Here is a 15401-nt window from a genome sequence, read left to right on the forward strand (position 1 = left end):
ACATTGTCATGAGAACATGTCCAGAAGGACATCGCCACTGGCGCGAGCGCCGTCTCGGTGTACGAACGGACCCCTCGGCCCCGGCGGTCAGCGGCCGCGGGCGCGAGGTGCGGCGAACCCGCGGCCCCCCCGGCGGAGCCTCCGCGGACCCCATGGCGGGGGTCTACGCCGTTTTCGCGACCGACGCCGGGGATCCGGCGCCGCTCACGTATTCTTGTCCTCGTCGTGATTCCGGGGACAGAGCTGGCGGAGCTGCTCGACGACGGCCTGTTGGTCGTCTCTCACGCTGGCGAGGTGCGAGCCGCGAACCCCGCGGCCGAGCGCGTGCTCGGGGCCGAGCGGGCGGCGTTGATCGGGCGCGACCTGGCGACGCTGCTCCCGGGCGCGCCCGCGGGCGCGCTGCACGAGGCGTGCGCCGGCGACCACGAGCGCAGCCTGCACGCCAGCAACCGCCACGGCTTCGGCATGGCCGTCCGCGTCGTCCCGCGGGCCGCCGACACCTGGGTGTTCCTGCGCGGCGACGTCGAGCTGGCCCCCCCGCCGATCCCCGACACCGACATCGTCCGCACGATCCTCGACCACGCCCCGGTCGTGCTGTTCGCCTCCGACGCCGAGGGCATCATCACCCTGAGCGAGGGCCACGGCCTCAGCCTGCTCGGCCGCGCCCCCGGCACCAACGTCGGCCGCTCGTACGTCGACGCCTACCGCGACGTGCCGTGGATCCTCGACAGCATGCGCAAGTCGCTCGCCGGCGAGCCGGTCACGATCGTCGGCGACCTGCGCGGCCGCGTGTTCGACGTCCACTACTCCCCGGTCCGCGGCCCCGTCGGAGAGGTCACCGGCGTGCTCGGCGTCGCCCTCGACGTCACCGAGCGCGAGCGGGCGATGGAGAAGCTGGCGTCGCAACAATCTGTCCTCAAGTACCTGCTCGCCAACGTGCCGCAGGCGATCTTCTGGAAGGACCGCCAGCGCCGGTTCCTCGGCTGCAACCAGAAGTTCCTCGAGCACACCGGCCTGACGGACGAGAGCCAGCTGCTCGGCAAGACCGACCACGACATCTGGGACAGCCGCGAGGAGGCCGACTTCTTCCGCCTGATGGACGAGCGGGTCATGTCGACCGGCGTGCCGATCATGGACATCGAGGAGCCGCTGCGCCGCCCGGACGGCCGCCAGACCTTCATCCTCACCAGCAAGGTCCCGATCCGCGACGAGGCCGGCGAGGTCACCGGGCTCCTCGGGATCTACGTCGACATCACCGAGCGCAAGCGCATCGAGCTCGAGATCCAGCGCGCCAAGGAGGCCGCCGACGCGGCCCTGCGGGCCAAGAGCGAGTTCCTCACGGTGATGAGCCACGAGCTGCGGACCCCGCTGACGCTGATCCTCGGCCCGCTCGAGGCGCTGCTCGCCGACCCCGCCGAGCCGCTCGGCGACGGGACCCGCGCCTCGCTGTCCCGCATGTGGCGCAACGCCTCGCGCCTCGGCCGGCTCGTCGACGACATCCTCGACTATCAAAAGCTCGAGGCCGGCAAGATGCGGGTCGTGTGGGAGCCGGTCGACGTCCACGACCTCGTCGAGGGCATCGTCCTCGACGCCGAACCCGCCGCCCACAGCGCCGGCCTCACCCTCCGCCACCGGCTCGCGCCCGCCGTCCGGACCGTCCCGCTCGACCGGCGCATGTTCGAGAAGATCGTCCTCAACCTCCTCGGCAACGCCCTCAAGTTCACCCCCGCCGGCGGCACCGTCACCGTCTCGCTCGCCCGCCACGGCGACGGCCACATGCGCCTGGCCGTCGAGGACACCGGCCCCGGCATCGCCCCCGAGGAGCACGAGCGGGTGTTCCAGCGCTTCCAGCAGCTCGACAGCTCGATCAGCCGCAAGCACGAGGGCACCGGCCTCGGCCTCGCCATCGTCCGCGAGTTCGCCGAGGCGATGGGCGGCAGTGTGCACCTGTGCAGCGAGCTCGGGGCCGGCGCCTGCTTCGTCGTCGACCTGCCGATCGACGCCGATCGACTGGCGCTGCTGGGCCCGCCGCACGAGCGACCCACGCGTCCGCCGCCGCCGCCCGGCCCCGGCGTCGTGCCCACCGCCCCGCCGTCATCGCCCGCGCCGGGCCGCCCGCGCGTCATCGTCGCCGAGGACAACGCCGACATGCGGGCCTATATCGCCTCGGTCCTGCGCGTCGACCACGACATCGTCCTCACGGCCAACGGCGCCGAGGCGCTGGCCGCCGCCCGCGAGCGTCGCCCCGACGTCATCGTCTCCGACATCATGATGCCGGAGATGGACGGCTACGAGCTCGTCACCCGCCTCAAGCGCGACCCGGACCTGCGCGACATCCCGGTCGTCGTCCTCAGCGCCAAGGCCAGCCGCGAGGAGACGGTCCGCGGCCTCGAGGTCGGCGCCGACGATTATTTGCCCAAGCCGTTCGCCCCCGCCGAGCTGCGCGCCCGGGTCGGCGCGGCCCTCCGCCTGCACCGCGTCCACCTCGAGGTCGTGGCCCAGAAGCACGAGCTCGAGCAGACCCTCCGCATCCTCAAGGACACGCAGGACCAGCTGGTCCAGTCGAGCAAGATGGCCGCCGTGGGCACGCTGGTCGCCGGCCTCTCGCACGAGCTCAACAACCCGGTCGCCATCATTCGCATGAGCGCGCAGATGCTGCTGCGCCGGGGCTCGCGCGACCCGTTCGTCCGCCGCACCCTCGAGCGGATCGAGCGCCACTCGCAGCGCTGCGCCGGCCTGGTCGAGGCGCTCCTGGCCTACAGCCGCCGCCGCCCGCAGGTCGCCGAGCGCTGCGAGCTGGGCCAGGTGCTGACGTGGCTGCTGGAGCTCGCCCGCCCCGAGGCCGCCGAGCGGGGGATCCGTCTGGTCGCAGACTTCGCCCCCGACCACCTGCCCGCCCTGGTCGTCCATCGGCCCGCGCTCGAGTCCGCGCTGCTGAATGTCATCGGCAACGCCGCCGACGCCACCAGCCGAGGTGGTATCATCGAGGTCCACGCGCGCGCCGCCGCCGGCGAGGACGACGTCGACGGCGCCGAGATCCTCATCCGCGACAGCGGCGTCGGCATCGCCCCGCAAGCCCTCCCCCACGTGTTCGAACCGTTCTACACCACCAAAGCTCCGGGCAAGGGCACCGGCCTCGGCCTGCCGATGACGCAGAAGTTCGTCCAGGCCCACGGCGGCAGCATCCACGTCGACAGCGAGCTCGGGCGCGGCACCACCGTCCGCCTGTGGCTCCCGCTGCTCCCGCCCGAGCCGCCCGAGCCGACCGAGCCGGCCCGCCTGACCGAGGAGGTCCCGTGACCGCCGTCGACACCGCCGGCGGAGCGACCGACGCCCTGGCGCTCCCGCGAGTGCTGGTGATCGACGACGAACGCGACATGCTCGAGATCCTGCAAGACTTCTTCGAGAGCGAGGGCTACGCGGTGCAGGTCGCCGACAGCGGCGAGCGGGCGATCGAGCTGTGCCGCCACGGCAGCTTCGACGTCGCCATCACCGACATGCGCATGCCCGGCATCGACGGCCTGCACACCCTGATGGGCCTGCGCCAGCTCGACCCCCGCCTGCCGGTCATCGTCGTCACCGGCTACGCCTCCGACGACACCGAGCAGCGCTGCCGCAACGCCGGCGCCTTCGAGTGCATCCAAAAACCGGTCGACCTCGACACGCTCCTCCGCCTCGTCGGCGCCGCCGTCCAGGCCCGCAACTGAGCCCCGGGCCGGCGGCACCGACGAATCGAGACGGTCCAAGACGCCCATTGCCGTCGCAAGGCTCCGTCGATCGCGAACGATGATCGCGCCCCCGGTTCGCGGTGGCCGAACCCGCGACGAGCGACTATCGTGCCCCGCGTGAGCGGCACCGACCTCGCCTACGCGCTCGTGCTCGTGTCGGGCGTCCTGCATGCCACGGTCAACGCGATCCTCAAGGCCGGCAACGACAAGCTGGTCGGCCGCGCCCTCATCGACGCCGCCAGCGCCGCGCTCGCCCTGCCCGCGCTCGCGTTCGTCCCGCTGCCGGCGGGCGCGTGGACCTGGCTGGTCGCCTCTCTGGCGATCCACCTCGTCTATCTCTACGCCCTCGTGCGCGCCTACGAGGTCAGCGACTTCTCGGCCGCCTATCCGGTGGCCCGCGGCGCCGCGCCGCTGCTCACCGCCGTCGTCGTCCTCGGCGTGTTCCACGAGCCCGCGCGCCCGCTCGAGCTGGCCGGCATCGTCGCCATCGGCGCCGGCATGCTCGCCATGGGCCTCGGCCGTCACCTCAGCCGCGCCGCCCTCGGCTGGTCGCTCCTCACCGGCGTGTGCATCGCCGGCTACACCGTCGTCGACGCCTGGGGCGTGCGCGCGGCCCCGTCCGGCCCCAGCTACATCGCCTGGCTGTTCGTCCTCCACGGCACCGTCATCAGCACCGTGTTCGCCGCCCTCCGCGGCCCCGGCGTCCTCGCCATCGCCCGCGAGCAGTGGCGCCCCGGCGTCCTCGCCGGCGTGCTCAGCCTCGGCACCTACGGCCTCGCCCTCGCCGCCTACCGCCTCGGCCCCACCGCCCCGCTCGCCGCCCTCCGCGAGACCAGCATCCTCGTCGCCACGGTCATCGCCGTCTTCTGGCTCAAAGAACAGGTGACCCCGCTGCGCGCCGCCGCGGCCGCCGCCATCGCCGCCGGCGCGGCGCTGATCCTCGCCGCGTGAGCGAGCCCGATCGCAGGCGTTCCGGGCGTCCTCCCGGAGACATGTCCTCATGAACATGTTCAAACAGACATGTCTTGATGATCACCCGAGCTCCGGCAGGCACGCGCTCGCCGCCCGCGGACCCGTGGCAGCGCTCGCTCGCGCGTCGTGAGCGAGCAGGCGACGGACTGCATCGTCCGTCCGAAGCAGCCGGGCTCGACGGCATCGACGAGCTCGGCGACCTCTGCGAATCACCGCGGGCCGCGAGCCGCGCCGGCGAGCGAGCGAAGCGAGAGCGGGTCCTCGGCAGATCACGCCACCAGGGATGCAGCGAGGGCTCCTCCAGTGTAAGAGAGTAACGGCGGCTCGCTGGGCATGAGCGTGGAGACGAACCCTTCAGTGCCTCCGGAGCGTCTCTCTCCAGACGCGCCCGACGGCCTCGACTGCGACCGGGAGCCGATCCACACGCCCGGTTCGATCCAGCCGTTCGGGCTCCTGCTCGCGCTGTCCGAGCCCGGACTGGTCGTCCAGCAGATCAGCGCCAACGCCTCCGTCTTCCTCGGCCGCCCGCCAGAGGCGCTGCTCGGGCGCCCGGTCGCACAGATCCTGGATGGCGAATCGCTCGCGGCGTTGCGAGCCGCGACGCAGACCGTCCGCGAGGACGAGTTCCGACCGCAACACGTCACGGCGGCGGGCCGCGAGTTCGACGGGCTGCTGCACCGCCACCAGGGCGTGCTCCTCCTCGAGCTCGAGCCGTTCGATCCGGCCCAGCCGGAGCCGTCGCTGCGCGACCTGATCGGCTGCGCCCTGACGCGGATCGAGGCCGCACGGACGATCGATGCGCTCGTCGAGGCGCTCGTGCAGGAAGTGCAACGCCTGACCGGCTTCGACCGCGTGGTGGCGTATCGATTCGACCAGGCGGGGCACGGGGAGGTGATCGCCGAGGCGCGCCGCGACGACCTCGAGCCGTACCTCGGTCTACACTATCCGGCCTCCGACATCCCCCGGCAGGCCCGGCGGCTGTATACGCTCAATTGGCTGCGCATCATCCCGGACACCAGCTACCGGCCGGTCCCGCTCGTGCCGCCGCTGCGGCCCGACACGGAGGCGCCGCTCGACCTCAGCTTCTCGATCCTCCGCAGCGTCTCGCCGATCCACGTCGAGTACATGCACAACATGGGGCTCAGCGCGTCGATGAGCGTCTCGCTGGTGCATCGCGGCGCCCTGTGGGGGCTGCTCAGCTGCGGGCACTACAGCGGGCCGCGGCACCTGCCGTACACGCTGCGAGGCGCCTGCGAAATGCTCGGCCGGGTCGCCTCGCTGCAGATCGCAGCCATGGCCGAGCTCGAGGAGCGCCGCTGCCGGGACGAGTGGCACAGCGTCCTCACCAGCCTCGAAGAGGCGATGCGCCGCGCCGGGAACGACGTGCTCGCGGGACTCGCAGCGCGAGGTCCCGAGCTGCTCGAGCTCGTCCCGGCGCACGGAGCCGCGATCTGCAGCGACGCCGGCTGCACGCTCGTGGGTGAGACCCCGCCCCCGGAAGCGATCGAGAAGCTGGTCGCCTGGCTGTCGGACACCCCCTGCGCGCCGATCTTCCACACCGCGTCGCTGCCCCGGGATTTCCCCGGCGCCGCCGGCTTCGCGGAGGTGGCGAGCGGCCTGCTCGCGCTGCGACTGCCGCGGCCGCGCCCGCATTACGTGCTGTGGTTCCGCCCCGAGGTCGTGCGGTCGGTGGAATGGGGCGGCGATCCGAACAAGGCGTTCGAGCTCGGCGCGACGCGGCTCCACCCGCGCCGGTCGTTCGCCCTCTGGAAAGAGATCGTGCGGCAGAGCTCGTTGCCGTGGCGGCCCGGGGAGATTGAGGCGGCCGAAGAGCTGCGGCGCCGCGCGATCGAGATCGATCTCGAGCTGCAGGTCGAGCGCGCCCACCTGGCGGTTCGCCTGCGCGACGACCTGGTCGCCGTCGTATCGCACGACCTGCGCAACCCGCTCGGCGTCATCCAGATGGCCGGTGCAGTCATCGCCCAGAGCATTCACGCCTGCGACACGCAGCCCGAGGAGCGGCGCGTCACGCTGGCGATCGACCGCATCCAGCGTTCGGCGACCACCATGAGCAACCTGATCGCGGACCTCCTCGACGTCGCCAAGATCGAGTCCGGCCGGTTCCAGATCTCGCTGCGGGACCAGGACGTCAAGCAGTTCCTCGACGAGTCGATCGGCATCCTTCGGCCGCTCGCGGAGCACAAGCGGATCGATATCCCTCCGGTCGCGGCCGCGCCCGGTCTGCGCGCCTTCATGGACCCCGACCGGATCTTCCAGGTGCTCTCGAACCTGATCGGCAACGCGATCAAGTTCACTCCGGAGGGCGGCACGATCACCGTCACCGCCGAGCAGCACGGCAAGGAGGTCGTGTTCCTCGTCCGGGACACCGGGGCCGGCGTCCCGGAGGAGCAGCGCGCCTGGATCTTCGACCGTTACTGGCAGGCGCGGCGAGCAGGGCAGAGCGGCGTCGGCCTCGGGCTGTTCATCGTGAGAGGCATCGTCGAGGCCCACGGTGGGCGCGTATGGGTCGACAGCGAGGTCGGCCGCGGCGCCGCATTCAGGTTCACGCTGCCGGCGGCCTGATGGCGCGCTCGCGTGCGCCGGCTCGCGCTCCCCACCGTGGCTGAGGGTCCGCGAGCGGCAGTTCCACGCCCATCACTCCCCCCGCTGCGCTCCCGCCTCGGCTGCCCTTTCGGACAGGCGCTCGCGGCTCCGCGGCCCCGCTCACACCTCGTAGCGCTCGCGCGTCGGCTGGCCCTCGACCAATTTAAAAAATGCCACCGACGGGTCGTCCTGCCCCTTGTAGTGCTTCGCCAGCGCGCCTTGCAGGGCCGCGAGGTCGCGCCAGCGCTCGAGCATCACCAGCACGTCCGGATCGGCGTGGCCGACGAACAGCTCGTACTGCTCGCACCCGTCCTCGCCGCGGACCTTGTCGATGATCGGGCCGAACCCGTCGATGAACGCCTGCGCCGCGCCCCGCTGGACGCGAAACGTGATGACCTGCCGGATCGCCATGGCCGTGCCTCCTGAGGCCCTGAAACACACCACAGGCCGCCTCCGTCGCCCATGAGCGCGATCGCGCGCCGACGCGAGTTCACGCACGCGCGTGCGGCGAAGAGGCGAGCCTGTCCCAAGAGACATGCCGTGAACACGAGCCTCGGCGACGCGATGAGCTCGTCGCTACCACAGCCGGGCCGTGCCGCGAGCCGGCCCGGTTCGACGGAGCGCGTCGGCTCATGGCCCCGTGCGTAGGATCTGCGCCGTTGTTCCGGCGACCCCGACGATGTCCGCCTTGCCGTCGCCGTCGAGGTCCCCCGTCGCCAGGCCCGACGCGTACCAGCCGACTTTTGCCTGGATGCAGGGCGCATCGACGTAGAGGATGTGGAGCGCCAACGAGTCCCCCTCGACCGCCAGCAGATCGCCGCGGCCGTCGCCGTCGATGTCCGCGATCGGCCCGAGGCGGATCGGCGCCTCGACCAGGAAGCGGGACCCGAGCATGAGCTGCGGCCACGTCTGGATCTGCCCTGAGCCGACCAGTGCGCGGTGAGCGACGACATCGGCCGCAGCGTCGCCGTCGATGTCGCCGACCGCGACGTGGTCGTAGGGCGTCGCGCCCGCGCCGGGCAGCGTCGCCACCGCCGTGAAACCGATCCCCGGTGCGTACTCGAGGACCTCCGCGCCCAGCGTCTCGGCGCGCGTCACCACCACGTCGAGCCTCGGCTCGCCCGCGACCGCCCCCACCGCGAACACGAACGGCTCGTCCCCGGGCACGTCGTGAGGCTCGGCCGTGAACTCGCCCATCCCGTCGCCGCGGTACAGCACGATCTCGGCGTCATACGAGCCGTTCAGCATCACCAGATCGGGGTTCGCGTCGCCGTCGAAGTCGCCGGCCCGCAGGATGTTCGGAGGGAAAGGCAAGCTCGACAAGACCGGCTCGGCGAACGACCCCGCCTGTCCGAAGAGCAAGCTCAGCTCTGCGGGCTCCGACCAGCGATCGATCGCCAGATCGGGTGACCCGTCGGTGTCGAAGTCGGCGATCGCCAGCGATTGATGCGACATCTCCAGCCCGGTCGGGTAGGTGGTGCCGGGGAGGAAGCCGCCGTCGCCGTCGCCGAGCGCCACCTCGACCCTGGAGTCCGCGGCGAGCAGCGCCACCAGGTCGAGCGCCCCGTCACCGTCGAGGTCCACCAGCTCCACCTGGGTCGCCGCGCCCTGGAGCTCGAGCTCCGACACCATCAGGGGCTGGCGGTCGCACACCGGGATCGACGGGAGCGGCGCGCAGAAGCCGTCCTCGCCGCACTCCTCCCCCTCCTCGCATTCGCCGTCGAAGCCGCAGCGGTCGGCATTGCACGGCCACGGCTCGCCGCGCTCGCACAGGTGGCAAGCCGACCAGTTGAGGTCGCAAACGTCGAAGTCCACCCATCCCTCGCAGATCTGCGCCCCCGGCTGGCCGTCGACCTCGCAATCCTGAGTCTCGCCCTCGTAACATTCACAGTCGAGGCCGTCGTAGGAATCGTCGTACGGGTCGGAGTCCGAGGATGGAAAACCTCCGTCGGTCGGCGTGTCGGAGCTCGTCGAACCGGAGCTCGTCGTTCCCGACGTACTACCATCCGTCTCGGCCGGTACATCCGGCCCGCAAGCAGTCAAACACAAACCAGCCGCCAGCAATTCTACTCGTATGCGCATGCCCTCGATCATGCCACGAACCGCCGCTCGCGGACCATGGAGCAACCGCCGTGCGTGGCTGCTCCAGCAGTAACTCGGTGCGTTTCGGGGTTTCACCGGCGAAAGCTTCGGCCCTGCTCGCGCCGCCGCCGCAACAGCGGCACCAGCAGCAACCAGACCGGCGGCCCCGTCCAGCCGGTCGTCGCGCACGCGCAGCCGCTGTCGGCCGTGTCCGTCCCGGCCGTCGCCGCGTCCTCGGCCGTCGTGCTGCTCGTCGGATCGCCGCCGCTCGACCCTTGCGACTCGCCCGCCCCCGTCAGCACCTCGCCGCCGGAGCTCGAGCTCGTCGGCTCCTCGCTCCCGCTGCTGCCGTCGCTCCCGCTCTCGTCGCCGCTGCTGCTGCTCGTCTCCTCCGGCGCGTAGTCGTCGGCCACGTCCCAGAAGCCGTCGTCGTTCACGGGGGGCGGGCCCATCGCTCCGGTCGAAAACGTGAAGCTCCACCCCGCCAGCGACTCGCCGTGGATCGTCTGCACGCCAGGGTCGACGGTCACCACATAGACCTCGTCGGCCAGCAGGTCACTGGTCGGCTTGATGTGGACCACGTGCGACGATTCGCCGTAGAACAGATCGATCTCGATCGGCGCCTCGACGTCGGCCGAATCGACCACGTGGAATTGGCTGGCGCTCAGCGCCGCCTCGTCGAGCCCGCGGGCGAACACCACCGAGATCCACGACTCGATCGACGCCGCCGGCGTCGCGTGCCCGCTCCCGCCGTCGACCGGGAATGTCCACAGCACCGGCCGCGGCAGTGATTCGCCGTGGATCAGCGCCCAGTTGCTCTGCCAGTAGCGGCGGGCGATCTGCGCCTCGCTCGGCGGATTGCCGGGCACCGCCGGATCGTCGTCGTGCGCCGCCGCCCACGGGAAGTCCGCCTCCGCGTCCGCCAGCCCCTCCGGGTCGGCCGCGATCGCCGACACCGCGTGGATGGCGAACCCGACCAGCCCCACCTTCTGCGCCATGCTGCCGCCGTCGATCGTCTTGCCGACGACCGACTCGAACAGCGCCAGCAGCGGCGCCGTCGGCAGCCACAGCGTCGGCACCTCGCCGGGCCCGGTCGCGCCGGCCCACATCACGTCGGAGTCCTGATCGAACTCCGAATGATCCTTCGCCTCGTAGAACTCCGAGCGCTCGAAGAACATCGCGTCGTACGTCTGGTCGGCGATCCCGTGCGACGTCATCCCCAAATAGAACGCCAGGTGCAGCCGCGCCTCGTCCGACCACGGCGGCGCGAAGTTGTCGCCGATCCACCGCCGATACGCCTCCTGCACCGGCTCCCAGTGCGACGATTCGCCCGCGTCGCCCTCGTCCGCGGTCGCCCCCGGCGTATAACCCCAGTCGGGGAACATCGTCCCCGTGTAGAGCGCCTGCCGCAGCGCCGGATCGCCGACCAGCGCCCGCAGCGACCCGTCTGCCGGCACCAGCTCCGCCGCGGTCTTCGAGATCCACTGGTGCGACACGTTGCCGTTGGCCACCGCCTCCGCCGGCAGCGACGCCGCACACCCGAGCACGAGACCGAATCGCCACGACCACTGTCGACGCGCCATGCCGGTGACGCTACCCGACCTCGCGCGCGCCCACCAGCCCTCGCGCGCCGACGCCCCCGCGTCACCGCGCCGTGAATCCCGCGTCGCCGACGCGGCCGCCGAGCGGAGGACAGGCCCGACATCCTCGCTGGCCCCGAGCGGAATCGTCGATATGCCGACTGCGACGCCCTGGATCGCACGAGCGTATCGATCGCCGAGGTGTCGCGCCCCGTCCGCTACCGTGTTATGCACGGAAGCCTCGAGGATCCTGCCTCATGCGCACCTCTTCCCTCGCAATCCTGGTGCTCGTCGCGACGAGCGCTTGTCGAGGTGAGAGCACGCCCCAGGGCCAGCCCGTCCCGAGAAGCGCCGTCGCCGAACCCGTGCCCGACCGCAACGAGGAGCCGCCGCAAGCCGTCGCGGAGCCTCGCGCCGACGTCGCACCCGAGCCCCACGAGCCCCTCCTCGACGCGGGCTCTGCCGGCGCCGCATCCTCGACCGCCACAGATCCGGCCCACGGGCTCGCCGTCGCGTGGTTCGACTCGAGCCTCGCGCCGGACGCATTGATCCTGCTGTGCGACTCGACCGCGCCGTGGGTGCACAACGACCTCGACAGTCGAACCTCGTGCGTCCCCGACGGACAGGCGGTGCACGTGCTCGACCCTCACGGCCTCGAGCGATGGTCCGTACGGGCGCGCGAGCGACAAGGTCGCTTCCTCGAGCCCGAGCTCGTCCGCCCCGACGCCCGGTATCCCGCGGCCTCGATGCCCGTGCTCGTCATGACCGAACCTCCTCGCGCATCGAACCCGCGTCTGGTCCCGCTCCGCGCGGCGCGGCCTTCGAACCGGACCCGCGCTGCCGCGAGCGCCGTCGCAAGCGCGGCCGCTGCGGCCCATGGCGAGCTCGAGGCCGACCTGCCGCTCACCGCAAAGGCCGAGATTCACGGCACCTTCGGCGGCGGTGCCGACACCGTCGCCGTCTTCCAGGTCGGCGAATCTGCGCCCGACCTCGCTGGTCATCAGGTTCTGGCCGCGCTGTCGCAGGGGAAGCTCGTGGGCTTGTTCGACGCGTCACCGCTGGCGTGGAGCGGATACGAGCTCGTCGGCGCGACCGACCTCGAAGGCGACGGCCACCAGGAGCTGCTGTGGTGGGCCGTGGCCGAGGGCGTCGGCATCGGCCTCAACCTCACCTATTTCTCCGACGGCGAGCACAAGCTGCACAACCTGTTCGCGTGCGAGTGCGGCCTGGCCTTCCGGTCCGCCTATCCTCGTCGCGGCTAGCCCGGTCGTGCGACAATCCATTCACCGAATCGATCCACCTCGACCCGTCGCATTCGCCGAGCCTTCGCGGAGTTGCGACGAGCGCCATATCGTTCGTCGGACGGTACCAAGCCACCCCGCACTGCCCACATTCCGCCGGCGCCAGCTCGTCCTCGCGGTGGACCGGCCTCGCGCGCCCCCGCGACCAGCGCCGGCCTGGACGCGCCACGGTCTGCACGAGAGGACCCTCTCCCGCCGAGCGCAGTTCGCGGCCCCGCGAGCGGAACTCCGCGGCCCGAGTTCTCGTTGACGCCACGAACATGTCCGACGACGACGCCGACGTGTGCGCGCGGGCCGTGCGGGGCGACCGGGACGCCTTCCGGCTCCTCGTCGTCCGGCACCAGCACGCCGTCCACGCCGTCCTCGCGCAGATGCTCCTGCGCGGGGCCGTCGCCGACGTCGAGGACCTGGCGCAGGAGACCTTCCTCCGCGTGCACCGGTCGCTGCCTCGCTTCGAGGACCGCGGGCCCGGGAGCCTCAAGAAGTGGATCGTCACCATCGCGGCCAGGATTGCGATCGATCATTTGCGCCGCCGTCGCTCGCAGGTCGAATCGTTCGATGAGTCGAACCATCCGGCGCCGACCGCAGGCGCCGACGAGCTGGCCCGATTTCGCCGGCTCGGCGAGCGCGTCGAGGAGGCGCTCGCCGACCTCGGCGCCGAGCAGCGCAGCGTCCTGGTCCTGCGCCAGCTCCACGGCCTCGAATACCAGGAGATCGCCGACGCGCTGCAGATCGATCTGGGGACGGTCAAATCACGACTCCACCGCGCCCGCGCCCGCCTTCACCAACTCTTGCCCGAGGAGCGCTGTGGCTGACATGCAGGACAACGACGAATCGATCGATCGCCTGCTCGATGGTTGGGGGACGCCCGAGGCGAAGCCCGACTTCGCCGACCGCGTGCTCCGACGAATCGCCGCCCCCGAGCCCCCGCGGTCGACCCCGCGGCTCCGGAGCCGGGCGCTCACCTTCGTGCTCGGCGGCGTGGTCGGCGGGCTCGCCGTCGCCTCGGTGACGACGCTGCGCGACGGCCCTCGCGCGACCGCACCGCCGAGCTTCGAGCGGCTCACGCACCTGCACGCCCCCGGCGTCGCCGAGGTGGTCGGAGAGCCAGGTTCTCGGCTGCACTGGCAGCGATCGGCCGGCGGAGAGTTCGCGCTCGAGGTGGTCCGCGGCGTCGCCTGGGTCCGGCGAGCCACGGACGGCCCCGCGTTCCGCGTCGTGGTCGACGGCGAGGCCGTCGCGCTCGACGGCCCGTGCACCCGGCTCGAAGTGAAGCGCAGCTTCCTCAGCGTCGACGCGACGGTCGACGGCGTCGACTGCGCCCGCGTCGACGCGACGATCGAGCAGGCCCGGGCGGAACTCTCGCGACCTCGGTCTCGTTAGCGGCGCGGAGGACCCTATGAAAAAAACTCATCGTCCCCACCGCCCTGGGCTCGTGGATCTCTCGCGCCCGGATTCGGCCGGCGCAACCCGCCGCACCGACGCGACACGAAGGCAGGCCCCGGGCCTGCGAGGCCTCGTGTCTCTCCTGCTGGCGATCGCGGCCGCGGGGTGCACCCCGGCGGAAGACTCCCCAGCCTGCCCCACCGCGATCGCGGCCGCAGAGGACGTCTATCTCGAGTGCGTCGCCGACCTCGGGCTCACGGTCGAGCACCTCGAGATCCGCGTGTCGGGCGACATCCAGGTGCTGTTCGCCGGGTCGTCCCCGGCTGCCGCTGTCGAGATGGCCGAAAGGACATGTGAGCCGAGGATGCAGGAGGCGCTGGCCCTGGGCCTGCTCGCGTGCGAGTCCGTCGACATCGGCCACCCGGCCACCGCCGAGCAGCTGCGCGCGCAGGTCGAGCGCGCGGCCGACCAGGGCTTCTCGGGCAGCGTGGCGATCGTCCGCGACGGCGCCCCGGTGTGGAGCGGCGGCGTCGGCTTCGCCGACCGCGAGCGCGAGCGCCCGAACGCCCCCGACACCGCGTTCGACTGCGGCTCGATCATGAAGGTCGTGACCGCCGCCGCGATCTTCCAGCTCGAGGCGGACGGGCTGCTGTCGCGCCAGACGACGCTCGGCGCCCTGTTCGACGACGTGCCGACCGACAAGGCCGCGATCACGCTCGACCACGTCCTCACCCACCGGGCCGGCTTCCACGAGTATCACGACACCCACGGCGACTTCGAGGTCATGGATCGGGCCACTGCCCTGCGGCGGATCTTCGAACAACCGCTCCTGTTCGCGCCGGGCGAGGCCGAAGCGTACTCGAACTCGGGCTACACCCTGCTCGCCGCGGTCGTCGAGGACGTCTCCGGCGAGCCTTTTTCGCAGTACCTCCGCGGCCACCTGTTCGACGTCGCGGGGATGCAGCGCACGGGCCTGTACGGCGACGGCCTGTGGCCCGAGGGACAGGCGGCGATCGGGTACGACGAGGACACCTTCGCCTGCAACTCGCCCGCCTGCTGGCCGGCCCCGTCCTGGGCGCTGATGGGCAACGGTGGCCTCGTCAGCACCGTCGCCGACCTCGTGCGCTGGACCGCCGCGATCGACGGCGCGGCCGTGTTCGACGCCGCGACCCGGGACGCGTACCGCCGCGACATTCTGTCGGGGCGCGGCCTGTGGATCGACGGCGAGCCGGCCCACGCCTACTCCGGCCGCAACGACTTCGGCTTCGGCGTCGCCGTCGGCGAGGTGCCGAGCCGCGGGACCTACGTGGTCGTGGCGTCCAACGCCGCCGGCAACTACAACGACAACGCGCTCATGGCCCAGCTCGTCCAGATGTCCCTGGGCGCGCTCGTCGAGCTCTCGCCACCGAGCGGCTGAGCTCGAACAGGATGCTAGGGAGTCGCCGCCTTCGAGCTGGCGCGAGGGTTCCAAAATGACCTGTCTCTTCGGACATGCAATATTGCCTTGCTACGAAGGCAAACATTCATTTATGAACATATCCAAAAGGACATGAACCAAAGGACGTACGCGAGCGCACCGGGTGCGGCGCAGCAGCGCGGCGCGCCGATGGCCCCGGACGAGCTGCTCGGAGACGACCCGCAGCAAGCGGCGCAAGCTCGCGGCGATGCGCGGCCTGCTCCGGCGGTCGAGTCCCCGCCCGTCGTATTCTGCGTAGTGCGGGCGCGGCACGAGCGGTGCGCATTCGCCC

Annotated in this window: 11 protein-coding genes; 8 read left to right on the forward strand and 3 right to left on the reverse strand. The window is 71.5% G+C overall.

The window, feature by feature from the left end:
• Nucleotides 1–225: 225 nt before the first annotated feature.
• The 4 genes from O0S08_RS33765 to O0S08_RS33780 all read left to right on the forward strand — a co-directional run bounded on the left by O0S08_RS33765 (nt 226) and on the right by O0S08_RS33780 (nt 7283).
• Entirely contained in the window at nt 226–3300 is a 3075-nt protein-coding gene (locus tag O0S08_RS33765) for an ATP-binding protein (RefSeq protein ID WP_269033546.1), read from the forward strand.
• Complete coding sequence (locus O0S08_RS33770) at nt 3297–3707, forward strand: response regulator (protein ID WP_269033547.1); 411 nt, start codon at nt 3297–3299, stop codon at nt 3705–3707. Before O0S08_RS33765 ends, O0S08_RS33770 begins: the two co-directional genes overlap by 4 nt.
• Before the next feature lie 138 nt (nt 3708–3845).
• Nucleotides 3846–4679: an EamA family transporter gene (locus tag O0S08_RS33775; protein ID WP_269033548.1), complete on the forward strand. Its 834-nt coding sequence runs from the start codon at nt 3846–3848 to the stop codon at nt 4677–4679.
• 354 nt (nt 4680–5033) lie between these two features.
• Nucleotides 5034–7283: an ATP-binding protein gene (locus O0S08_RS33780; RefSeq protein WP_269033549.1), complete on the forward strand. Its 2250-nt coding sequence runs from the start codon at nt 5034–5036 to the stop codon at nt 7281–7283.
• 141 nt (nt 7284–7424) lie between these two features.
• On the opposite strand, the gene O0S08_RS33785 is transcribed toward O0S08_RS33780, so the two are convergent.
• From O0S08_RS33785 to O0S08_RS33795, 3 genes are all read right to left on the reverse strand, one after another.
• A complete protein-coding gene (locus O0S08_RS33785; RefSeq protein WP_269033550.1) occupies nt 7425–7715 on the reverse strand; it encodes an antibiotic biosynthesis monooxygenase family protein in 291 nt (96 codons plus the stop codon).
• 219 nt (nt 7716–7934) lie between these two features.
• Nucleotides 7935–9386, reverse strand: coding sequence for an FG-GAP repeat domain-containing protein (locus O0S08_RS33790; RefSeq protein ID WP_269033551.1), 1452 nt, complete (start codon nt 9384–9386; stop codon nt 7935–7937).
• Nucleotides 9387–9478: 92 nt separating this feature from the next.
• Nucleotides 9479–10969: an Ig-like domain-containing protein gene (locus tag O0S08_RS33795; RefSeq protein ID WP_269033552.1), complete on the reverse strand. Its 1491-nt coding sequence runs from the start codon at nt 10967–10969 to the stop codon at nt 9479–9481.
• Nucleotides 10970–11223: 254 nt separating this feature from the next.
• Here O0S08_RS33795 and O0S08_RS33800 point away from each other — a divergent pair, with 254 nt between their 5' ends.
• From O0S08_RS33800 to O0S08_RS33815, 4 genes are all read left to right on the forward strand, one after another.
• Entirely contained in the window at nt 11224–12228 is a 1005-nt protein-coding gene (locus tag O0S08_RS33800) for a hypothetical protein (RefSeq protein WP_269033553.1), read from the forward strand.
• A gap of 299 nt (nt 12229–12527) precedes the next feature.
• Entirely contained in the window at nt 12528–13082 is a 555-nt protein-coding gene (locus O0S08_RS33805) for an RNA polymerase sigma factor (protein WP_269033554.1), read from the forward strand.
• Between the two features lies 1 nt (nt 13083).
• Nucleotides 13084–13650: a hypothetical protein gene (locus tag O0S08_RS33810; RefSeq protein WP_269033555.1), complete on the forward strand. Its 567-nt coding sequence runs from the start codon at nt 13084–13086 to the stop codon at nt 13648–13650.
• 136 nt (nt 13651–13786) lie between these two features.
• Nucleotides 13787–15070: a serine hydrolase domain-containing protein gene (locus O0S08_RS33815; RefSeq protein ID WP_269033556.1), complete on the forward strand. Its 1284-nt coding sequence runs from the start codon at nt 13787–13789 to the stop codon at nt 15068–15070.
• The last annotated feature ends 331 nt before the right edge of the window (nt 15071–15401 follow it).

The sequence above is a fragment of the Nannocystis punicea genome (assembly GCF_026965555.1).
GTDB classification, from domain to species: domain Bacteria; phylum Myxococcota_A; class Polyangia; order Nannocystales; family Nannocystaceae; genus Nannocystis; species Nannocystis punicea.